The 22,131-nt window shown below is 58.9% G+C and carries 15 protein-coding genes; 8 read left to right on the forward strand and 7 right to left on the reverse strand.

What is annotated here, in order from left to right:
* Window positions 1-341 precede the first annotated feature (341 nt).
* A complete protein-coding gene (locus QFX05_RS03230; protein ID WP_279740874.1) occupies window positions 342-1,829 on the forward strand; it encodes a cation:proton antiporter in 1,488 nt (495 codons plus the stop codon).
* Window positions 1,830-2,445: 616 nt separating this feature from the next.
* Window positions 2,446-4,005, forward strand: coding sequence for a molybdopterin-dependent oxidoreductase (locus QFX05_RS03235; protein WP_279740876.1), 1,560 nt, complete (start codon window positions 2,446-2,448; stop codon window positions 4,003-4,005).
* Between the two features lie 234 nt (window positions 4,006-4,239).
* Here QFX05_RS03235 and QFX05_RS03240 read toward each other — a convergent pair whose 3' ends face one another.
* From QFX05_RS03240 to QFX05_RS03250, 3 genes are read right to left on the reverse strand one after another with little or no spacing between them, the layout of a single operon-like run.
* Window positions 4,240-4,884, reverse strand: a complete 645-nt coding sequence (locus QFX05_RS03240; protein ID WP_005504632.1) for a LutC/YkgG family protein — start codon at window positions 4,882-4,884, stop codon at window positions 4,240-4,242.
* The gene (locus QFX05_RS03245) at window positions 4,884-6,521 is read right to left on the reverse strand and encodes a LutB/LldF family L-lactate oxidation iron-sulfur protein (RefSeq protein ID WP_279740879.1); all 1,638 of its coding nucleotides are present in this window, start codon (window positions 6,519-6,521) and stop codon (window positions 4,884-4,886) included. Before QFX05_RS03245 ends, QFX05_RS03240 begins: the two co-directional genes overlap by 1 nt.
* A 16-nt stretch (window positions 6,522-6,537) precedes the next feature.
* A complete protein-coding gene (locus QFX05_RS03250; protein ID WP_005504630.1) occupies window positions 6,538-7,332 on the reverse strand; it encodes a (Fe-S)-binding protein in 795 nt (264 codons plus the stop codon).
* A gap of 843 nt (window positions 7,333-8,175) precedes the next feature.
* On the opposite strand from QFX05_RS03250, the gene QFX05_RS03255 reads away from it, so the two are divergent.
* Together QFX05_RS03255 and QFX05_RS03260 are read left to right on the forward strand one after the other, a co-directional pair.
* Window positions 8,176-9,849 (forward strand): L-lactate permease, encoded by a 1,674-nt coding sequence (locus QFX05_RS03255; RefSeq protein WP_049338340.1) that lies wholly within the window; start codon window positions 8,176-8,178, stop codon window positions 9,847-9,849.
* Between the two features lie 234 nt (window positions 9,850-10,083).
* Entirely contained in the window at window positions 10,084-10,932 is an 849-nt protein-coding gene (locus QFX05_RS03260; protein WP_279740884.1) for a FadR/GntR family transcriptional regulator, read from the forward strand.
* Between the two features lie 118 nt (window positions 10,933-11,050).
* On the opposite strand, the gene QFX05_RS03265 is transcribed toward QFX05_RS03260, so the two are convergent.
* The 3 genes from QFX05_RS03265 to QFX05_RS03275 form a co-directional block, all read right to left on the reverse strand.
* Window positions 11,051-11,977 (reverse strand): phosphoribosylaminoimidazolesuccinocarboxamide synthase, encoded by a 927-nt coding sequence (locus QFX05_RS03265; RefSeq protein WP_049351957.1) that lies wholly within the window; start codon window positions 11,975-11,977, stop codon window positions 11,051-11,053.
* Between the two features lie 175 nt (window positions 11,978-12,152).
* Entirely contained in the window at window positions 12,153-13,436 is a 1,284-nt protein-coding gene (gene purD / locus QFX05_RS03270; RefSeq protein ID WP_279740887.1) for a phosphoribosylamine--glycine ligase, read from the reverse strand.
* Window positions 13,437-13,590: 154 nt separating this feature from the next.
* The gene (locus tag QFX05_RS03275; protein ID WP_279740890.1) at window positions 13,591-13,929 is read right to left on the reverse strand and encodes a hypothetical protein; all 339 of its coding nucleotides are present in this window, start codon (window positions 13,927-13,929) and stop codon (window positions 13,591-13,593) included.
* Window positions 13,930-14,340: 411 nt separating this feature from the next.
* Here QFX05_RS03275 and QFX05_RS03280 point away from each other — a divergent pair, with 411 nt between their 5' ends.
* The 4 genes from QFX05_RS03280 to purM all read left to right on the forward strand — a co-directional run bounded on the left by QFX05_RS03280 (window position 14,341) and on the right by purM (window position 19,060).
* Window positions 14,341-15,468, forward strand: a complete 1,128-nt coding sequence (locus QFX05_RS03280) for an asparaginase (RefSeq protein ID WP_279740893.1) — start codon at window positions 14,341-14,343, stop codon at window positions 15,466-15,468.
* A gap of 2 nt (window positions 15,469-15,470) precedes the next feature.
* Complete coding sequence (locus QFX05_RS03285; protein ID WP_279740896.1) at window positions 15,471-15,923, forward strand: sterol carrier family protein; 453 nt, start codon at window positions 15,471-15,473, stop codon at window positions 15,921-15,923.
* Between the two features lie 240 nt (window positions 15,924-16,163).
* Window positions 16,164-17,915 (forward strand): amidophosphoribosyltransferase, encoded by a 1,752-nt coding sequence (gene purF, locus QFX05_RS03290; RefSeq protein ID WP_279740898.1) that lies wholly within the window; start codon window positions 16,164-16,166, stop codon window positions 17,913-17,915.
* Window positions 17,915-19,060 carry a phosphoribosylformylglycinamidine cyclo-ligase gene (gene purM, locus QFX05_RS03295; protein WP_279740901.1) on the forward strand — a complete coding sequence of 382 codons (1,146 nt, stop codon included), beginning with the start codon at window positions 17,915-17,917 and terminating at the stop codon, window positions 19,058-19,060. Before purF ends, purM begins: the two co-directional genes overlap by 1 nt.
* Before the next feature lie 1,004 nt (window positions 19,061-20,064).
* Here the strand turns inward: purM and QFX05_RS03300 are convergent.
* Window positions 20,065-21,909 carry a S8 family peptidase gene (locus tag QFX05_RS03300; RefSeq protein ID WP_279740903.1) on the reverse strand — a complete coding sequence of 615 codons (1,845 nt, stop codon included), beginning with the start codon at window positions 21,907-21,909 and terminating at the stop codon, window positions 20,065-20,067.
* Window positions 21,910-22,131: the final 222 nt, after the last annotated feature.

Here is a 22,131-nt window from a genome sequence, read left to right on the forward strand (position 1 = left end):
GCCGTGTTTGAGAGTCTGTGCGCCCTGCTAGGGCTACGCCAGGGGGTGTGCCCTGCCGGGGTATCTGCCGCGTCCGGTGGTGTGAGCCGGATGCGCTGGCATAGGTGTTAAGTGTAACGGCTGCTCGGGTGGTGGCGCGGAGGTTTTGCTCTCATGTGGTTTCCTCGTGCGGTTATTTTCGGTGTTCAGGCGCTCGATACGTGCTGTTCAAGTGTTGTTGCACGAGGTTAGGTGTGTACCATTGGTACGTTCTTAAAGGTGGGGCAATCCCGCGGGAGCATATTTTCGCCCCGTTCACTGTCTCAAACGCGCCCCACCTGCACACACCACGTTGAGGTTTTATGTTTTCGACTTTTTCCCCGCTTTTCTTGACGGATTTGGGGGCTTCTGGTGCTCTTCTTGCTTCGGGTACGACTCTGTCGGAAGGGTCGAGCCACGATAGCGGCCAGTTTGTGTCCATTTTCTGGATTACGTTGGTTGCGTTGCTGTCCCCGATTCTTTCGCGTCTGACGGGTAAGAAGATCCCTGATGTGGTCTTCCTGCTTATTTTTGGTCTGCTCATCGGCCCAAATATGCTCAACCTTGCCAGCAGTGAGGGCGGTATCCCGCTGCTGAAGGAGCTTGGTCTGGGCATGCTCTTTTTGATTGCGGGCTTTGAGATTAACGTGTCGTCGTTGCGTAGCCGTCAGGGTTATAGCGCTATTGCCACGTGGGTGGTGTGCTTTGCTCTGGGTATGACGGGTGCGGCGGTTATTACGTCGTTCTCGCATGAGCTGAATACGTATATTGCGGTGGGCGTGGCGTTGAGTTCCACGGCGTTGGGTACTCTGCTACCGATGTTGAAGTCTCACGGTGCTGCCGGTACGCCGGTGGGTAATGCGGTGCTGGTGCACGGTGCTGTGGGTGAGCTTCTGCCGATTTTCGCTATCTCGTTGTTGCTGTCTTCGCGTTCGCCGGGCATGGCGATTGTGGTGTTGCTGGCGTTTATGGTGGTGGCGGTGATTGTGGCGTTGATTCCGCATCGTCTGTTTGCGCATGTGCCGGGTCTGCGTCAGATTATGGCTGCGGAGGCGAATACGACCGGTCAGACGGTTCTGCGTCTTGCGATGTTCCTGCTGGCGACCCTGATTATGTGCACTGCCCTCTTTGATTTGGATGCGGTGCTGGGCGCGTTCGCGGCGGGCCTGATTCTGCGTACCCTGACCCCTCCGGCGGCTCTGCACATGATGACTCGCCGCCTTGAGGTGGTTGGTTTTACGTTCATGATTCCGCTGTTCTTTGTGGTCAGCGGTATGGGCATTGATGTCTCTGCTGTGGTGGCTAATCCTTTGGGTCTGCTTGCCGTGGTGGTGGGTATTCTGCTGTGCCGCGGTGTTCCGGTGCTTTTGGCGGAGCATTTCTTTGATACCCGTTCGGGTTTGACCACGCGCGCGCAGAAGGCGCAGTTGGCGCTGTATTCGGCTGCGGGTCTGCCGATTATTGTGGCGGTGACGGAGGTTGCGACCAGTTCGGATCTTTTGGAGGAGTCCACGGCGTCGCTGCTGGTTGCTGGCGGTGCGCTGACGGTTCTGCTGTTCCCGCTGTGGGCGTTGGGTATTCGTCAGGCGTTTGGCTCTGGTCAGCCGGTTCAGCAGGAGCCGAGCCGTAAGGAGCAGATGAACGCGTTGAAGGCTCAGCGTAATGCTCAGACGAAGTTGACCACGGGCATGATTCCGGTGGTTCGTTTGAAGTCCCAGTCTGACGCCGATGCGCAGTCTGATTCTGATGCTCAGCCCGGCTCTGCGAAGACTGCCGGTTCTGGGGAGCCTACTGGTTCTGCAGAGAAGTAGCTGCGGCGACGCCGGGTTGTGCTTCGTTCCTTCAAACCTTCAAATTCGGGCTGACGAATCGGTTTGAGTGAGAATCTCGCTTACAGTCACCGCAACCTTATGTGGGATTGAATTTATAAAACCACACAATACCAGGCAGTTAAAGCCCTGCAAACCAACATGCATCCCACATATATGATCAAAACCCACCGCACCCTCTCTTGAGGCTGCGGTGGGCTTTTTGCATCCGAATAACCTTATAAACCGCGGGAAGATGAGAATCTTCCTTAAATTCGGATTTTTTATGCAAATATTACAGAACATGACGTGTCTTAGCTTTCTCGACTGACACTTTGTCCTATAAAATTGAAAGCAGACAGGGAATTTCCCTAAAACACACATAAACCAACATACATACACAGAGCCGCTTCCGCCCCAGCGGGAGCTGGTGTACCTCCCCATTCACACACGGGAGGCGCCCCTTTCGGGAGTATCCGCGACGATACCCCGGCGGCTCCCAACCACGGAGGAGGACCATATGGGTCAGAAAGGTAATTATTTCTAACCTCACATCTCAAGGCCTCGCACTGAATCCTAACGATTGTCTGCACACACAGTCATTTCCGAAGGAAAAATCATGCACCAACTACTCCTCACCGCGAGCACTGGTGGCGTAGAGCTAGACTTCCCGTCATGGCTCCGAATTACGCACTTCATCAACTTCATTATGATGGGCTTCCTGATTCGTTCAGGTTGGGAAGTTCTCGCCTCTCACCCCCGTCTGTACTGGAACAACCAATGCACCCCGGGTTCCGAGTGGCTCAAGTTCACCAAGGACAAGGTTTCGACTGTCCCCGGTGAGTTCACTGCCCGCGACGACCAGCGTCGACTGTCGCCGCTTATCTCCCTACCCGGTAACGGCCAGATTGGTCTCGGCCGTGCATGGCACGCTCTTGTAACTTTTATCTGGATTGCTAACGGTCTCGTCTACGTCTCTTTGCTGTTCCTGACCGGCCAGTGGCGCCGCATCGTCCCGACCAGCTGGGACATCATCCCGCAGGCGTGGGAATCCATCCAGATTTACGCTGGCTTCCAGATTCCCTCCATTGAGCATTTCCAGCCGTACGACGCTCTGCAGCAGATTATGTACTTCACCGTGGTGTTCATTGTGGCACCGCTGATGATTGCAACCGGCCCGATTATGAGCCCGGCATTCTGCGGCCGTTTCCCCGGCTACGTGCGCCTCTTCCGTAACCGCCAGACCGCACGTTCCATCCACTTCCTGGGTATGGCCTTCTACTGCGTATTCACTGTTATTCACGTGGCTCTGGTGTTCGTGGTTCACCCCCAGTACAACATCGCCCACATGATGCTGAACAAGCCCTACAACGAGGTGGATGCAGCACAGTTCGCTCAGGCAGTCACCATGCTCATTGGTGGTATTGTCTTTGCCGTCGCTCTGTGGCTCTTTGCTTCGTACTGGTCCCTGCGCGACCTGCGATTCACCCAGACCTTCATTTGGGGTCTGACCCAGCCGATTCGTAACGTCTTGCTGGATCGTATCACCTCCCGTCAGGTGCAGAAGAAGACCTTCACCGAGGCCGATATTTCGCCCTTCCACTGGGTTAACACTCGCCCGCCGACAGAGCGTGAGAGCACCGAGTGGAACCGCCTGAAGGAGCACGAGTTCGTTGACTACCGCCTGGAGCTGGGCGGTCTGGTGAAGGAATCCAAGTCCCTGAGCATTGACGACCTCAAGCAGCTGGGCAAGGAAGTTAACATCACCATGCACACCTGTATGCAGGGTTGGACCGGTATCGCCAAGTGGGAGGGCGTGCGTCTGCGTGACGTTCTCGCACTTGTTGAGAAGACTGACGAGGCTCGCTACGTTATGGTGACCTCCTTCGGCCACGTGGGCCACACCTACGACGGCCGACCGACCGAACCGTACTACGAGTGCCTGGATATCTCCATGGCTATGGAGGATGAGACCATCCTGGCCTGGGGCATGAATGATAAGCCTCTGCCGGATGTGTACGGCGGCCCGCTCCGTCTGCGTGCGGACTCCATGCACGGCTACAAGATGGTTAAGTGGGTTCAGAAGATCGAGTGGATTAAGGATTACCGCGATGTTGGCGATGGCCAGGGCGGTAGCCGCGAGGACTCCGGTCTGCAGCACTTCGACGCACGCGCCTAAGCGCCCACGCAGAGGCATCGCTACGGTAGAGCCTTCAGCGCTCCGCTAGGTAGCGCGTCGATAAGCAACCACATAAAGAACGGTGGCGGGTACATGGGCCCGCCACCGTTTTTGTATCCTCATGACTGGTGCATACGCTTCTGAAGACTAGAAGCCGCGAGGGCATAAAGAAACCGCCCGGGAGCATCAACTCTCGGGCGGTTTCTTTAGAGGTTTGCCTTCTGGCGCTGCACCTTAGGCGTCGTAGATAATGACGTCCAGGGTACGGGGGCCGTGCACGCCCTCCACGCGGATCAGCTCGATATCACTGGTTGCCGACGGACCGGAAATCATGGTCACGGGGCGGGTGTAGGTGATACGCTCGATCGACTCGGGAACCAGCTCCACCACGGTGGAACGGGGAACCACGCAGATGTGGTGGTCGGGCACCAGGGAGATGGCGCGGCGACCCTCATCGGGGTTGGTGTTCAAGAAGATCGTGCCGGTCTCTGCGCAGGAGACGGTCGAACCGGTGACCACAGCGTCAACTGCGTCCAGTTCTTCCAGGCTCAGGCAGCCGGGCTTGAGGGTGCTACCGGAGTCGGTGACGCGCTTGCGGTCAGCGGTGTCAGCCGGCAGCCACTCCATGTTCAGGCCCTCGGGAACCACGTAGGTGGACTTTTCACCCAGGCGCTCTGCGATGACCTTGGAGATGTTCTCCTTGTTCGCGTGGAACACGTTTGCCTTGTAGTCAATGAGGCGGTCGACGAGCATCTCAATGGTCTGCTCTTCGTTCAGCTCGCTGACGCGGCGGTAGTTACGTACGGGCTCGGGGGCGACGGGTGCGTCAGCCAGGGACGAGCGGATACGTGCGAGGATATCTTCCTTAGCAGAGGACATTAGTTGTTCTCCTTAGCTTCACGGGCTGCCTGGGCGTCCATAGCTGCCTTGGCGTTTGCTGCCGCCTCAGCGACCTTACCCTTGTTTGCCTCGATGAGGGCCTGAATGTCAACGCGCTCAGCGTTATCGCGTGCCGGAGCCTGACCCTTCTCCTTCTTCCACCAGTTGCGGAAGGATTCCTTGGGGGGCTCGGGGATGTCGCGGTAAGCGGTCCAACCGCTGACGATACCGGGAACAGCGGTGATCTTGTGCTTGCGGCCGCTGATAAGGCGGGACATGGGCAGACCACGCTCTGCAATCGACATCATCTTGCCGGAGGTGAAGAGCTTCTTCGCGCCGAGCATCATGCCGTCCATCTGCGAGAAGGGAGCCTTCTTGTTGCCCTCGAACTCGCGGACAGCGTGCTGGGACTCAACATCCTTAGCGCGCAGATGCACGAGGACCTCAGGGAAGTTAATCTTCACGGGGCAAACCTCGTAGCAAGCGCCACAGAGGGAGGATGCGTACGGCAGGGAGTTGTTCTCTGCAGCCTCGATACCGGAGAGCTGCGGGGACAGAATCGCGCCGATGGGGCCCGGGTAGGTGGAGCCGTAGGCGTGACCGCCTGCGCGCTCGTACACGGGGCACACGTTCATGCAAGCGGAGCAGCGGATACAACGCAGTGCCTGGCGGCCGAGCTCATCAGCCAGAACGGCGGTACGGCCGTTGTCGATGAGGATGACGTGCATGTTCTGCGGGCCGTCACCGGGGGTTACACCGGTCCACATGGAGGTGTAGGGGTTCATGCGCTCACCGGTGGAGGAACGAGGCAGCAGCTGCAGGAATGCCTCGTAGTCCTGGAAGGTGGGCAGAATCTTCTCAATACCCATGAAGGTAATGAGGGTGTCGGGCAGGGTCAGGCACATACGGCCGTTACCTTCGGACTCCACGATGGTCAGGGTACCGGTCTCAGCAATACCGAAGTTGGTGCCGGAGACTGCCACGGTGGTGTTCAGGAACTTGTTACGCAGACGGTTACGCGATGCCTCTGCCAGTTCTGCCGGCTCATCGGTGATGTCCGGGTTAATACCCTCAATTTCGCGCAGGAAGATGTCGCGGATTTCGCGGCGGTTGCGGTGAATTGCGGGCACCAGAATGTGGGAGGGGCGGTCGTGGCCGAGCTGGACGATTTCTTCCGCGAGGTCGGTCTCAATAGCGTTGATGCCGTTTTCCTCGAGGAATTCGTTCAGGCCGGTCTCTGCGGTTGCCATGGACTTAATCTTGATGATTTCGTCCACGCCCTGCTCGCGAATCAGGTCCAGAGCAATCTGGTTCGCCTCGGTGGCGTTGCGTGCCCAGTGCACGTGGCCGCCTGCGGCAGTGAAGTTACGCTCGAACTGTTCGAGCAGCTCGGGCAGGTTCGCCAGAACGTAGTTCTTGACGGACTCACCGGTGTTACGCAGGTCCTGCCAGTCGGGCACCTCTGCGGTGACGCGTGCGCGCTTGTTACGGATCGCGTGGGTCACGAAGCGCAGGTTGGCGCGTAGCTGCTCGTTCTTGAGCTCTTCCTTCGCGTACTTGGGGAAGGGGGTTTCTTCGAAAATGTTGCCCTCGCCGTAGTGAACGACCTTGGGCATACCAAGCTGAATAGCGGTCATGAGGTCTTATCTTTCCTTAGCCGATCGAGAGCTCAACACGCTCGGAGTTAATCTTGAGCGGGTTTTCCTTGGTGGATGCGAGGATCTCAGCGAAGTGGATGGTCTGAACGTCCGAGCCGCGACGCATCAGCGCACCGCCGATGTTCATCAGGCAGGAGCAGTCGCCGCCGGTGCAGACGGAAGCACCGGTTGCTTCAACGTTGTCTGCCTTGTCGTTGACCATTGCGCCGGAGACGTCAGCGTTCTTGAAGGAGAAGGTACCACCGAAGCCGCAGCACTGGTCCATGCCCTCGAGCTGGGTGTACTTGATGCCTTCGACGGTGCGGACCAGGTCCTGCTGGCGGGTGCCCAGGCCGAGCATACGCATACCGTGGCAGGAGCTGTGGTAGGTGACGTGCTCGGGGAAGTAGGAGCCGAGCTGCTCGGCAGCGTTGGTGATGCCGAGGATGTCGATCAGCAGCTGGGAAAGCTCGAAGGTGCGGGAAGCGATCTGCTCTGCCTTCAGAGCCAGCGCTTCGTCGCCGCGGCTACGTGCGACCATTGCCTGCTGGTGACGCAGGGAAGCAACGCAGGAGCCGGAGGGCGCAACAGCTACGTCCCAGTCCCAGGAGTCGAAAGCTTCAACGTGGTTCTTGATGACTTCGTAACCGTCATCGAAGTAGCCGGAGTTGACGTGCATCTGAGAGCAGCAGGTCTGGTTCGGGGGGAAGACGACCTCGTGGCCCAGGCGCTCAAGAATTTCGACGGTGGCGCGTGCTACGCGGGGGTACATGCCGTCAACGATGCACGTGGAGAAGAGTGCAATGCGCATGACTTGTCCGTCCTTTCCTCTGTGTTCAGAGTTTCTCGGTCTCACCGCCTGCGTCTGGGGCAGGCGGGGCACAGTCCGAACAAGTTCGGTCTTCCAAAGAAGCGACTCAGATGTATTGAGTCGGGGAAGCTGGGCCGGATGGTTCCGGCTAATGTGCGCGCCCCAAGTGGAGGTGGGATGCGGTGGGATCAGAAACCGTGGTGATGTCTTTTATCTTTCTAGCCATTTAACACCGTTGGACGGCTTTTCTCTAGTTGGAATAGCACATACTTTCCTTGTTAAATAACCGGTTAGGTCGACCTGACCTTAAGGTATATTTCCCTACCTTCCGGTACATGTGACCTCATCTCCCATGCACCCCCCGTAAGACCCCTATATTCTTTTCGCAGATTGAACATTTATCAAACACACAGAAGTGGACCATAAACCCCCTAGAAATCCGCCGTTCTGAAGATTTTATGGTTGTTTTATGGGGCTTTTCCTTTTTAAAACAACATTCTTTTCGGGTATATGCGTCCAAATGAAGACTCTCCCCTGGGTAAACCAATGACCCATACACCCAACTCGTGATGTATCTGAAAATATTCGAGTTTCAGAACCTGGAATTAACTATCAGAACCGCAATATTTCGGCAGTTTCACTGGAAGCGAGCCCAGGTTCCGGTCGCCTTCCACAAAAATGAGTCAGGTCACTTTTGGTGAAACACCACATTATCCGGTACTCTTCTAAACATGCGATCAATGGTCTGACCACATCCCCATGCAGGGAACAATGACTCGTTCCCCACAGAATTATCTATGGTCTGACCACACACAAAACACACCCTGAACCAAAGGAGTTCCAGTGGAAACTTATACCGCTGTAACCAATGCAGTGGGAGGTAGCCTCGGCCTCAGCGCGCTCGTGGCAACCATTCCCCTCCTCACCTTCTTTGTGATGCTACTGGGCGTTAAGGCACGCGCTCACTGGTCCGCACTCGTGGCACTGGCAGCATCCATCCTCGTAGCAGCGCTGGGCTTCCACATGCCCGCTGACCTCGCCGGTCTGAGCGCCGTCCGCGGTGGCATCTACGGCCTGGTCATCTGCTGGGTTATCCTCGGTGCAATCTGGTTCTACCAGCTCACCGTTCTCTCCGGCCGCTTTGAAGACCTGCGCCGCGTCTTCGACCGCCTCGGCGGCGGCGACCTGCGCATCCAGGCTATCCTCATCGCATTCTGCTTCGGCGGTCTGCTCGAGGCACTGGCTGGCTTCGGCGCTCCCGTTGCAATTACCGCAACCATGATTCTCGCCCTGGGCGTCAAGCCCCTCAAGGCTGCTATTACCGTTCTGCTCGCTAACACCGCCCCCGTGGCATTCGGCGCGGTTGCTGTCCCGATTACCACCGCAGCTGACGTTGGCGGCAAGGACGCACACGTTATCGCAACCATCGTTGGTCACCAGGCTCCGTTCCTGGCAATGCTCGTTCCGCTCATCCTGCTCGTCATCCTTGACGGTATGAAGGGTCTGAAGGACGCATGGCTGCCCGCACTGGTCATCGGTGTCTCCTTCGCAATTGCACAGTGGGTCACCGCTGCTACCCCCGCATACAACCTGACCGACGTTGTTGCTTGCATCGTCTCCATGGGTGTTGCTGTTGTCTTCCTGCAGTTCTGGAAGCCGCGCGGCGTCGCAGGCGTTCGTGAACGCTACGGTCTGCCCGCACAGGCTGAAGAGAAGGAAGCTCTGCCCGCCGTTCGCGTCTGGATGGCACTGCTGCCCTACGTCATCGTCGTTGCAATCTTCGGTGTTGCTAACCTGCACGCTGGCCTGAAGGCATGGCTGAAGAGCTTCGTCATCAAGATTGATATCCAGGCTCTGAGCTCCCGCCTCGTCACCGCTGACGGCAAGCCCGTCAAGGACGCTGTCTACAACTTCGCGTGGATGTCCAACCCCGGCACCCTGCTGATCATCTCCGGTCTGGTTGTTGCTGTCGTCTACTTCTTCTTCAACGAGAAGGGCCGCTACGCCTTCAAGTTCCCGGCAATCTTCACCGAGTTCGGTTCCGTTGTCTACCGCATGCGTTGGTCCATCCTGACCATTGCTTCGGTTCTGGCACTGGCATACGTCATGAACTTCTCCGGTCAGACCATTGCTATGGGTACCTTCCTGGCAGGCCTGGGCACCGTCTACGCGTTCCTCGCACCGGCTCTGGGCTGGATCGGTACCGCTGTGACCGGTTCGGACACCAGCGCGAACGCACTGTTCGCCAAGCTGCAGGTGTCTGCTGCTGAGAACCTGCAGCACGCAGGTATCCACGGCGCAACCCCCGAGCTCATGCTGGCTGCTAACACCACCGGTGGTGTGGTCGGTAAGATGATCTCCCCGCAGTCGCTGGCTATTGCTGCTACCTCCGTGGACATGGAAGGTAAGGAATCCGACATCCTCAAGGCTGTCCTCCCCTGGTCCTTCGCTATGCTCCTGTTCGTCTGCGTCCTGGTCTTCCTGCAGACCAACGTTCTGTCCTTCATGATTCCCTAATCTGAGGCTCACCCCTTAGAGAGTTCTTGAGGTGAAAGCCTCAAGGGCCGTAGGACATTCGCCCCGGTATTTTCCGGTGGCCACGGCGGGGCGGCGAACCTTCTCGGTTCCGCCGCCCCGCTTTTTATGTCCTGACCACTCAACGAATAGCCCGAAATATCTCTGAATTAACTCTGAGATATCTCAGGCGCAGAGTATTTCTTTTCGTTATCCGCCTCGTTATCAGGAGAGATTATGCCTCGTTCTTATGACGATACCCAGCCTGCTGAGGCGCCCCCTGCGGTTGACCGCCAGCCGATTCTGGCGGACCGCAGCTACAGCATCATCCTGGAGAACTTTGAGCGGCGCCTGCGCCTGGGTGAGCTGCGTGTGGGCGATAAGCTCCCCTCCGAGCGTGAGCTGGCGGCGCGGCACGGCATTTCCCGACCCTCAGTCCGTGAAGGTTTGAGGGTTCTGAACGCGCTGGGTCTGATTCGCTCCAGCACCGGTTCAGGCCCGAAGTCCGGTGCGATTATCATTTCGGAGCCGTCGGATGCACTCAGCTGGGCGCTACGCATGCACATTGCGACCCGTAGCCTGCCGGTGAAGGACGTTGTCTCAACCCGTCTGCTACTGGAGGGCCCTGCGGCGCGTGCGGCGGCTGCCGCGCCGGACACCCCGGAGCGTGCGGCAGCGTTGGAGCGGGCGCGCGTACATCTGGCGGAGATGGATGAGCAGATCAGCGATGAGCGTTTCCATTTCTGCGATACGCGTTTTCACTATGAGCTGTCGAAGCTCGGCGGCAATATTGTGCTTGATACGGTTATTGACTCTCTGCACATGGCAACGATGAGTTATGTGCAGGAGGCGGTTCCTTTCCTGAAGGATTGGGAGGCGGTCAAGCGCACGTTGCAGCAGCAGCATTACGGCATTATTGAGGCGATTACCTCTCACGATGAGCAGGCGGCCTATGAGCGGGTGTGCGAGCACATTACGTGGTTTTATTCGCTGTCTGACCGTGCTGCGGAAGAGCGGGCGCGGCAGCATCCGGCGCGGGATATTCTGCACGAGGATTTGTGCCACGAGAACATTCACGCCGGCTAGGATGTGCCACTCAACCTCATAACCCCACATAGCTAAAGGGCGGTGCCCCGGAAGAATGACCTTCCGGGGCACCGCCCTTTAGCTATCTCAAAGACTTATTCGGTCCGAAATATTGAGTTTAGAACTTCGTGCCGGTCAGACGCTCATACGCCTCAACGTAACGGGCACGAGTCTTCTCCACAACCTCCTCAGGCAGGTGCGGCACGTTATCCGAACCGTCCCAACCCGCCTCCGGGGAACGCAGCCAGTCACGCACATACTGCTTATCGAAGCTCGGCTGTGCACGACCCGGCTCGTACTGGGTCGCATCCCAGAAACGCGAAGAGTCCGGGGTCAGCACCTCATCACCCAGGGTGATTTCGCCGCGGTACGAATCGGTACCGAACTCCATCTTGGTATCCGCCAGAATAATGCCCTGCTCGCGAGCAATCTTCTCGGCAGTGGTGTACAGGCTCAGGCTCAGCTCCTCCAGGCGCTCACCCACCGGCTGACCCACCTCAGCGTACAGCTCCTCACGGGTCACCAGCTCATCATGCTCACCCACCTCAGCCTTACCGGTCGGAGTGAAAATCGGGGTGTCCAGGCGGGAACCATCCACCAGACCCGCAGGCAGCTTTACACCAGCAATCTCACCGGTCTCGTTATACGCCGCCAAACCCGAACCAGTCAGGTAACCACGCACAATGCACTCCACCGGGAACATATTCAGCGAACGGCAAATCATAGCTCGACCAGCCACAACATCCGGAACGTCAGTGGACAGCACGTGGTTCGGGACCTGCTTGAGCTGCTCAAACCACCACAGGGACATCTGAGTCAGAATCTTGCCCTTATCCGGGATCTCGGTAGGCAGAATACGGTCAAAAGCGCTAATACGGTCCGAGGCAACAACCATGACCGAACCGGCACGCAGCTCAGCGTCATCATTGACGGTCAAGCCGGTAGCGTCAAAACGTTCCTCATTCGGAACGTACAGGTCGCGGACCTTGCCGGAATAAATGTGAGTCCAGCCCGGGATTTCCACGGGGTTAGAACGAGAAGTCATGAGAATTTCTCCTGATGAGGTGGTGTGATGTGGATGCAAAAAGTCTGTGTAATTACAATACCGCGACAGGCGCGGCTACCGATAGTGCCATCAGTCATCAATACGGCACAATCTTGAGGCAAAGAAGCGACCGGCTCCCCCACCCTCAAGCGGGGAAGCCGGTCACATTAAGGTTTTAGCTACGCGGAGCGGGAATGTGGATGCGGTTCTCCACAGCCTTCAACGCGATATCGGTACGGTACTGTGCGCCAGCCCAAGAGATAGCGCGAACACCCTCGTAGGCAGCGTTACGGGCAGCAGCCAAGTCATCGCCGAGAGCAACAACAGCCAGCACACGACCGCCAGCAGTCAGCACACCCTCCTCGGATGCGGCAGTGCCCGCGTGAATCACGTGCACGCCCTCCAGAGCGTTCGCCTCATCCAGACCGGAGATGACGTCACCCTTGCGGGGAGTGTCCGGGTAGTTCTCGGCAGCCATGACCACGTCAACTGCGGTGCGGGGATCCCAATCCAGCTCGGTACCCTCAGAAATTTCACCGCGAGCAGCCGCACGCAGCAGCTGACCCAGCGGGGTACGCAGACGCGCCAGAACCGCTTGGGTTTCCGGGTCGCCAAAGCGGGCGTTGAACTCGATAACGCGCACGCCGCGGCTGGTCACGGCCAGGCCGCAGAAGAGCACGCCCACGAACGGGGTGCCGCGCTCAGCCATACGAGCCACGGTCGGGCGGGCAACCTTCTCCACAACCTCCTGCACGAAGCCCTCGGGCAGCCAAGGGAGCGGGGTGTAGGCGCCCATACCGCCGGTGTTCGGGCCTTCATCGTTGTCAAAAATGCGCTTGAAGTCCTGAGCCGGGGACAGCGGCAGAACATTCTTACCGTCAGAGATGACGAAGAGGGACACCTCGGGGCCGTCCAGGAACTCTTCGATGACCACGGTGCCGCCAGCGTTGAAACAAGCCTGAGCGTGCTCCAGTGCCGCGGTGCGGTCCTCGGTCACCACAACGCCCTTACCCGCAGCCAGGCCGTCGTCCTTCACCACGTAGGGCGCACCGAACTCGTCCAGGGCAGCCTGCGCCTCAGCGGCATTCGTTGCCACGTAAGCACGAGCAGTCGGCACGGAAGCCTCTTCCATGACCTGCTTTGCAAAAGCCTTGGAACCTTCCAGCTGTGCAGCAGCTGCAGAGGGGCCGAAAACGTCAAAACCCGCCTCACGCAGTGCGTCAGAAACACCTGCGACCAAGGGCGCCTCCGGGCCAATAACAACCAGGTCGGCGTTCAGCTCACGTGCCAGGGCGGTTGCCTGAGCGGGGTCATTCGCATTAATTGCGTAGACGGGAACATCCTGGGCGATGCCGGCATTGCCGGGGGCGCTGTGCACCTCAGTTACCTCAGGGTCGCGCAGAAGCGCTCGGATAATTGCATGTTCGCGGCCGCCGGGGCCCAGTACCAAAACCTTCATGCTACTCAGGGTACCCGCTATCACACTAAAAATGTGAGCTGGGCACATTAAAAATGCGGCTCTTCTCATCGAACGGCACGCTCAAAAGAATGCCTATCAGAGAAGAACCGCATCAGGTGAGTATTCACCACAACATAGGTGGCTTTGATTCGGGTTAGACCAATGCTGTCACAGCTGCAAGACCACCAAAAACAATACCGGGGGCATTAGCGATGACAATTGGAATGTCCTTCTTGGGGCGCCACAGGCCGTACAGCATCCATAGAGTGCAGTTGATAGCGGCTACCAGAGGCTGAATCCAGTCGCCCTTGTGGCCGTTCAGGTTACCGATAATCTGCGGGAAGTAGAAGACATACATGAGCACGGCAGCAATCGAAGCAGCTCGCGCGAGAATGGGGAAAAACTTGGCGTGAAATTCAGATTCAGCGCTCATGCCGTTTTTTTCTGCGGTGTTCTTAGGGGTGGTGGAAGAAGAGTAGTTCCGCTCTGCCATAAAGTTACCTATTCCTGATGATTTAATGTGCGTATTATCTGAGGCTGTCGTTCTCGCAAACAGTGGAGACGTAGATGATGGGAGAATCTGTTCTGGGTGGCACCAGGATACGTGGCGTTAGGAAGGGGCCGCTCCCATGTTGAGAGGCATGCGCAGACTTCTACGGGCATACTCCACGAATATTCTATTCCCCCATGCTAAATACCACCGATCAACATGAGAGATATCACGCATATAGCTCACTGCCAGCCCAAAAATATCACGTAACCATACAAAAATAAGGATGAATCCGCCCCGCCCTTACAGGCAACGTTCTGCACGGAAATATTTGCGGGGATACCATTCTGAGCCGCCTTATACACGTAAAACCGCGCACATAAGGCAGAACAATACACCCCTTAAACTAGAAGAATGACCAACAGCACCACTCCACAGGCAACCACTCCCACCACCTGCCAGAGCAGCGCCTTCGACGTAGAACTCGCGCAACTCACCCGCAACAACCTCATTGAGGCACGACACCGCGGCCGCCTCATCCTCCTCAGCCCCGATGGCGATGTGCAGCTTGCCCTCGGTGATATTCACGAACCATTCTTCCTCCGTTCCGCCGCCAAACCGTTGCAGGCCATTGGATCCATGAAGGCGGGCGCACCCCTGCGCGGTTCCCAGGTCGCCATCGCCTGCGGATCGCACCGCGGCACCTTCGAGCAGATGCGTGCCGTGCAGGACGTACTCACCCAGGGCAGCACCGAAACCAACCCGCTCACCCCGGAAAACCTGGCACTCGAGCCCATGTTCCCTGCCGATAAGCAGGCACGCCAGGCAATGACTCAGGCGAACCTCGCTGCTACTGCCCTGGCGCACCCCTGCTCCGGCAAGCACGCCGCATTCCTGTGGGCGTGCACCGCCAAGCTTGAGCGTGGCGACCTCGAAGAGGGCTCGCAGAACTGGATCCTGCACAACTACCTCGACCCCGCACACCCGCTACAGCAGGTCATCACCGAAGAAATTGAAGCGTTCACCAGCGAGCCGGTAGCCGCCATCGGCGTTGACGGATGTGGCGCACCCGTGCACGCCGTCTCCTTGGTCGGTGCCGCACGCGCCTACTCAACCCTCGGCTCGGCAATCCGCAACCTCGGGGCGGATGCGCGCGCCTCCACGGTCGCTACCGCCATGGTGGATTACCCCGAACTGATCCAGGCACCCGGCTCCCCCGACACCGTGCTCAGCGAAGAGCTGGACGCAATCGTCAAGGGCGGCGCGGAGGGCGTGCTCTGCATTGGTCTGCGTTCGGGCGCGTCCGTGGTGGTAAAGATGAGCGACGGTTCGCACCGCGCCATGTACGCCGTGGCTCTGCGTGCTCTTGCTGCTGGCGGCTACCTGAGCGCCGAGGAATGCGAGCGCCTACTCACGCTGGTGGTTGGCTCGGTGACCGGCGGCTATGTGGATGGCAAGCCGGTTGTAGTGGGCGAGCTTCGTGTGCACGAGGAGCTCTTTACCCGCGAGAATCTGGCTCCCAGCGCCCCGGAAGGGAACTAGTTGTGGCGATTCGGCGTAAGACCAGCGAGGAAGCGGGCATGGCGGCGGTGCACGAAGTGCGTGCCTTCTTTGAGGCGCAGTGTGCGGCAGTCGGTGAGCTTGCAGATGTGCATGCCCGAGGTGAGTACCTGCTGAACAGCCCCGAGGTAGAGCAGGCGTTTGCCGCTCTCCCCCGTTCAGTGCGTACGACCTTTGTGCGCTTCACCCTGGAGGAGCTGGCAACCCTCGCCCCTGGCAATAGCGTGGAGGTGCGTGTGCCCCCGCTGGGTGTGACCCAGTGCGTGGCGGGTCCTCGACATACGCGCGGCACTCCCCCGTCCGTGGTGGAGGCGCGTCCGCTCGTGTGGGCGGCACTGGTTCTGGGTGCCTGTTCGTGGGCGCAGGCGGTAGGTGCCGGTACGCTCGATGCGTCGGGTGAGCGTAGTGATCTTTCGGGTTTGTTGCCGCTCTTCTAGAATTTGCTACGAGCCAGCAGGTCCACGCAGTCTTCGTGATTTGGCGTATTTGGTGCCTGTTCTAGTGGTCCATCCTGAGGTATTTAGCGTATCCTTCACCGCATCGGCTCCGAAACCCGGTACACTTTTAAAGGTCTGGTGTATGCTACGGCACACACGGGCAGGTGTGAGTGCGGCAACACGCCCTCATCTTGCGCTTGCACAGACGCATCCGCAGTCCCAACGTCGAAAAGAAGTGAATTGATTCGCCCCGACGGAAAACTCACTCACGACCTCGATCCGATTGACCACGGACCCAAGGACGCCTGCGGCGTCTTCGGCGTCTGGGCTCCCGGCGAGGACGTGGCAAAGCTAACCTACTACGGCCTGTACGCACTCCAGCACCGCGGCCAGGAATCAGCAGGTATCGCAACCAGTAACGGCAAACGCATCCACGTGTACAAAGATATGGGACTGGTCTCCCAGGTCTTTGATGAAGCCACCCTCAGCTCCATGCCCGGCGACCACGCTATCGGCCACGCCCGATATTCCACCACCGGCGCATCCCACTGGGCTAATGCACAGCCCACCCTCGGTACCACCCCGCACGGCACGCTCTGCCTGGCGCATAACGGTAACCTCACCAATTCCGCTGACCTTTACGACCGTATTCTCGAAAAGAACGGCGGCAAGCCCCCCAAGCACGGTGAGCTTGCTCAGGGTAACACCACCGACACCGCACTCGTTACGGCTCTACTGGCAGAGCATGACTTCGATTCCCTTGAAGAAGCAGCACTCGACCTATTGCCGACCCTGCGCGGTGCTTTCTGCCTCACCTTCATGGATGAGCACACCCTCTACGCTGCACGCGACCCGCAGGGTGTACGCCCCCTCGTGCTCGGTCGTCTGGAGCGTGGCTGGGTTGTCGCATCCGAAACCGCGGCACTTGATATTGTCGGCGCGTCCTTCGTGCGTGAAGTGGAGCCCGGCGAGTTCATCACCATTGACGAGAACGGTCTGCGTTCCCAGCGTTTCGCAGAAGCTAAGCCCGCCGGTTGCGTCTTCGAGTACGTCTACCTCGCTCGCCCGGACACCACCATCTCCGGCCGTAGCGTCTACGAATCCCGCGTAGAGATGGGTCGTCAGCTTGCCCGCGAACACGCTATTGAAGCTGACCTGGTCATGCCCACTCCCGAATCCGGTGTTCCGGCTGCTATTGGTTACGCCGAAGAGTCCGGCATTCCCTACGGTAACGGCCTGGTCAAGAATGCCTACGTGGGCCGAACCTTCATTCAGCCCTCGCAGACTATCCGCCAGCTCGGTATTCGACTCAAGCTGAACCCGCTCAAGTCTGTGGTGGCCGGCAAGCGCCTCGTCGTTATTGACGACTCCATTGTTCGCGGTAACACTCAGCGTGCCCTCGTGCGTATGCTCCGCGAAGCTGGCGCGAAGGAAGTGCACGTGCGCATCTCCTCCCCGCCCGTGAAGTGGCCTTGCTTCTACGGTATTGACTTCGCCTCCCGCGCGGAGCTGATTGCGAACGGCCTGTCCGTGGACGAAATCGCATCCTCCCTGGGTGCCGATTCGCTCGGCTTCATCTCCCAGGAAGGCATGATGGCAGCCACCGAGCAGCCCGCCGAAAACATGTGCACCGCATGCTTCACCGGCGAATACCCGATTGAGTTGCCGAGTGAGGAACGACGCGGCAAGTCCCTCTTCGACTCCACGGAGAAGGGCAATGGCGGCCCCCTCGCCGGTAAGGCGGCTGAGGTGACCGTGGAGCGCCCCGTCCCCTCCAAGCCTGAGCATGCTGAGGCAGTCTCCATCGATACCCGCGAAGGCACCGATACTCTCGAAACGAAGTTCGACCCCTCCGCAGTACAGGTTGCCGCAGACGATGCCGGTATGGGCATGTGCAACCCCGGCCCCGACGCCGACCTCGAGGCACTGCTCACGGAGCAGGACCGCACCCCCGCAAACTCCTCCGCTACCACTACCCCGAAGGAATCCTAATGAGCGAGAACACCACCACCGTAACCTACGCGAGCGCAGGTGTTGACGTAGAGGCTGGCGATCGCGCCGTTGAGCTGATGAAGGGCGCTATCAAGGCGACCCACAACTCCTCCGTAGTTGGTGGCGTGGGCGGCTTTGCGGGCTTGTACGACGTCTCCGAGCTCGTCAAGTACCGCAAGCCCTACCTGGCAACCTCCACCGATGGTGTGGGCACCAAGGTCGCTATCGCGCAGGCACTCGATATTCACGACACCATCGGTTACGACCTGGTAGGCATGGTCGTGGACGACATCGTCGTCTGCGGTGCGAAGCCGCTGTTCATGACCGACTACATTGCTACCGGCAAGGTCGTTCCCGAACGTATCGCTAACATTGTGCGCGGTATCGCTGGCGCATGTGCACAGGCTGGCACCGCCCTGGTTGGCGGCGAAACCGCTGAGCACCCCGGCCTGCTCGCAGAGGACGAGTACGACGTTGCGGGCGCAGCAACCGGTCTGGTCGAGGCAGACGAACTGCTCGGCCCCGAGCGCGTGCGTGAGGGCGACGTACTGATCGCTATGGCGTCCTCCGGTATTCACTCCAACGGCTACTCCCTGGTCCGTAAGGTCCTGAACGTTGCCGGCTGGGGTCTGGAGCGTCAGGTGGACGAACTGGGCCGCACCATCGGTGAAGAGCTGCTCGAACCCACCCGCGTGTACGCGGCAGACTGCCTGGATTTGGCGGCAGCATTCCCCGTCAACGGTGAGGACGGCACCACCGGTAGCGGTGTGCGCGGCTTCTCCCACGTGACCGGCGGCGGCCTGGCAGCTAACCTGGCTCGCGTTCTGCCCCAGGGCCTGGAGGGTCGCGTGGACCGCTCCACCTGGCAGATTCCCGCAATCTTCTCCCTGATTGGTTCGCTGGGCAACGTACCCCTGGCCGATCTGGAGCGTACCCTAAACCTGGGCGTGGGCATGATTGCTATCGTTGACCCCTCCGTGGCTGAGGCTGCTACCAAGCGCCTGAACGACCGCGGCATCCCCTCCTGGATTATGGGTGACGTTGTTGCCGCCGGCGAGCCCGAGGCTAACAACCCCGATTACGTTCAGGGCGCTAAGGGCGTGGACGGCGGCGCGGTTCGCCTGCTGGGCTCCTACGCTTCCTAAGGACGCTTTCTCTAGTAGACAGCGAGCGCCAGCTTGCTGGTGCTAATGATTTCTACAGACCGGGGCGGTCACCCATGCGCGGTGGCCGCCCCGGTCTTTTGTGTGCCTGCAGGCAGGGGGCGCTGTCTGGCGTGTTTGATGTCAGCTTTTTATTTAATTTCAGGCGTATTTTGACTGGTTTTTATCTTTTAATATCAACCGCATTTTTAATGCATTTGAGTGCTTACATCACAGTGTTAAAAACATTTACTTATCACCCCACCCTTCAGTGGCACCATGCAGTTCACCTCACACACCCAAACTTTCAAGCCTCACCTACATAAACCCTCAATGATTAGGCACTATTCAGCCTAGATAGGTTAATTTTCTACACATTAACCCACGAAAACTGCTCTAAAAATCCCTAAAGCTCACCTTGAAGTAATACCTTAGAAATGTACGTTACACACCATCGAAAAAGAGTTCTTCCGGTACGTAAAAAGGGTCAAAAACGCTATTCCCTCACCCCTTTCAGCACTTCAGCACACCCAAAAACAGAGCCCTTTGCCGCCCCGTAAAACCAAACCAAAAAATAGGCCGAACACATCCATACACATCACACAGTCCGCACCAACACACCTACATCAGGAGAACCAGATGAGGCTTCCATACTTCGGCGTGTAGCGCGCCCTAACACCCCCACCGCGGCAGCCCCGGGTACGCCCCGCAGTACAGCAAGCAGTGGAACCTCGCTGACGACTACGACCGGATTCCTGGCGCCCCCGCACTGGAAATCCCCGAGATGCCCAGGTCTACGACCTGAATGGTGACACCGAGCCCATCATCCAGGATGAGCCGCTGGTCACCAACCCGGTGCAGAAGCCCGCGAGACCGAAGAAAAGCACTAGCCGCACTGCCGGGGTGATTCTTCATAATATTCGCCCCGCCGGTATAGCAAGGCCCCCGATGAGAGAACTCATCGGGGGCCTTTCGTATCTAAACTCTAACTCAACTGGCGGAGATGACTAGTGGCGATTACCGGTCGCGAAACCAAGATAGCCATTGTTCGGGTAGGTGTTCACAGAAGCACCGTACCAGGAGCGGTAACGCGGAGTGTGGCGGTAACGCGGACGCGACGGGTAGGAGGGGCGACTAACCGGGCGGGACGGGCGGGTCACCGGACGGCTAGCCTTAGGAGCCGGGATCACCTTCGGTGCGGGGGCCTGCTGACGCTTAGCGTCCTCTTCAGCCTTCTTGCGTGCCGCCTCAGCTACGGCAGCCTCCGCAGCTTCACGATCGGAACGAACCCGCTGAACCGCGCGTGCTGCATTCACAATGCCGGAACCGCACGCGGACTGGTCGCACTCAACACCCTGAGAGGTGGACTGCAGAGCCTTCTTCGCCTGAGCGTAAGTAAGCTTCGGGTCGACCGCCTTCATGAGCGCCACAATACCAGCAACGTGCGGTGCCGCCATGGAAGTGCCCTGGTACTCGGCGTAGTCAGCCTTGCCGGGAGCGGTCTTACCAGCGTTGAGGGTGGAGAGAATACCGCCGCCCCAGTAGCGGCGGTCGCCACCGGGTGCGCTCACGTCCACGCGGGAGCCGTAGTTGGAGAAGTAGGAACGTTTGCCGTTCTTATCGGTTGCGCCCACGTTGATGACGTCCTCACAGTTGCCGGGGCTGGACTTCGAGGCATCAAAGCTGTTGTTACCGGCTGCGACGACCACGATGGAGCCGCGTTTATTTGCCTGAGCAATCGCCTGGCGGTACGGGGTGGTGCAGGTGCCCTCGCTACCGATGGACATGTTAATGACCTGGGCGGGATTCTGGTTTGCGGGAACGCCACGCACGCTACCACCAGCAGCCCAAATAATGCCGTCAGTGATGTCTGAGTCGAAGCCACCGCAGGCGCCCAGAACGCGCACGGGTACAATCTTCGCCTCGGGCGCCACACCGGCAATGCCTTCGTTATTGTTCGCAATAGCGGCAATAGTGCCCGCCACGTGGGTGCCGTGCCAGTCGGAAGGGCTTGCCTTCGAACCGGTGAAGCACTGGTTGTCTACGGTCCAGTTGCCGGCGTCGGTCGGGTCGGAGTCGCGGCCATTACCGTCGTTGGAGAACGCCGACTCGGCGATGAAATCATAGCCGGGCAGCACGTTAGCGTCCAGGTCCGGGTGAGCGGTGATACCGGAGTCCAGCACCGCCACGGTCACACCCTTACCGCGGGTGGTGCCCCACGCCTCCAGCGCGGAGACTCCGTTCTCACCGGTGAGGGACCACATGCGGTTCATCTTCGGGTCATTGATTTTGATGGTTTCCGAGGTGTGATCCACGGTGGCGTAGCGGCGCATATCGGGTACTACGGAGGCGACCTTGGAGTTCGTGCTCAGGGCGTTCATATACTGCTGCGCCTGAGCCGGGGTGAGCTCCGAAGAGGTGGTGACTACGCTGGCATCCAGTGCGGTGGAACGGACGTAGCTGGTCTTAATGTTCAGCAGCTCGTCGATACTCTGCACATCGGAGGTGATGCCTGCGTAGAGTGCGTCACTCCAGGTTGCCTGCTGGGTACCCGCAGCTGCGGACCAGTCAATCTGGTCTGCAGCGGCGTCGGCGGAGGCGGCGTTCTTCGCCTCATCGGTGTAGGTGATGATGAAGCGGTTGTATGCCACGGGCGCGGACTGCGCAGTATCGGAGATCTGGGCAGTATTAGATGCCTCTGCCGTCGCAGATGCCTTAGGGTGGGGAGCCTGCGCGGTGGGTGCCGCCACGGCGGGGATCACGCTTACCGAGAGCAGGCAGGTCGCGGTGACGAAGCTCAGCAGGGAACGCTGTGAGGAGCGTGCCTGGGAGGGGCGAGCAATGCGAAACATGGACGTCCTTGAGGTGAGTGGTACCGGGTGCGCACGATGCGGTGTAGCGTTGCCGACTTGCGTTGAGGGCGCAGAGCCAGGTGTGTGTACTCGGTACGAGTGAATACGGAAGAGTGGGGTGTTAGCGCTGTGCGGTGTTTTCATCGCACGCATCTGCCGGGCAGATGTCTCTGTGGGTAGATGCTGTTGTGCGGGGTGGTTGATGCATGGCGCTGTGGTGCG

The sequence above is a fragment of the Rothia similimucilaginosa genome, assembly GCF_029850875.1.
In the GTDB taxonomy this organism is placed as follows: domain Bacteria; phylum Actinomycetota; class Actinomycetes; order Actinomycetales; family Micrococcaceae; genus Rothia.

What these genes read in the sequence shown, in the direction of transcription:
- QFX05_RS03230 (WP_279740874.1), top strand. Translation starts at nt 342, where the DNA reads ATGTTTTCGACTTTTTCCCCGCTTTTCTTGACGGATTTGGGGGCTTCT.
- QFX05_RS03235 (WP_279740876.1), top strand. Translation starts at nt 2,446, where the DNA reads ATGCACCAACTACTCCTCACCGCGAGCACTGGTGGCGTAGAGCTAGAC.
- QFX05_RS03240 (WP_005504632.1), bottom strand. Translation starts at nt 4,884, where the DNA reads ATGTCCTCTGCTAAGGAAGATATCCTCGCACGTATCCGCTCGTCCCTG.
- QFX05_RS03245 (WP_279740879.1), bottom strand. Translation starts at nt 6,521, where the DNA reads ATGACCGCTATTCAGCTTGGTATGCCCAAGGTCGTTCACTACGGCGAG.
- QFX05_RS03250 (WP_005504630.1), bottom strand. Translation starts at nt 7,332, where the DNA reads ATGCGCATTGCACTCTTCTCCACGTGCATCGTTGACGGCATGTACCCC.
- QFX05_RS03260 (WP_279740884.1), top strand. Translation starts at nt 10,084, where the DNA reads ATGCCTCGTTCTTATGACGATACCCAGCCTGCTGAGGCGCCCCCTGCG.
- QFX05_RS03265 (WP_049351957.1), bottom strand. Translation starts at nt 11,977, where the DNA reads ATGACTTCTCGTTCTAACCCCGTGGAAATCCCGGGCTGGACTCACATT.
- purD (WP_279740887.1), bottom strand. Translation starts at nt 13,436, where the DNA reads ATGAAGGTTTTGGTACTGGGCCCCGGCGGCCGCGAACATGCAATTATC.
- QFX05_RS03275 (WP_279740890.1), bottom strand. Translation starts at nt 13,929, where the DNA reads ATGGCAGAGCGGAACTACTCTTCTTCCACCACCCCTAAGAACACCGCA.
- QFX05_RS03280 (WP_279740893.1), top strand. Translation starts at nt 14,341, where the DNA reads ATGACCAACAGCACCACTCCACAGGCAACCACTCCCACCACCTGCCAG.
- purM (WP_279740901.1), top strand. Translation starts at nt 17,915, where the DNA reads ATGAGCGAGAACACCACCACCGTAACCTACGCGAGCGCAGGTGTTGAC.
- QFX05_RS03300 (WP_279740903.1), bottom strand. Translation starts at nt 21,909, where the DNA reads ATGTTTCGCATTGCTCGCCCCTCCCAGGCACGCTCCTCACAGCGTTCC.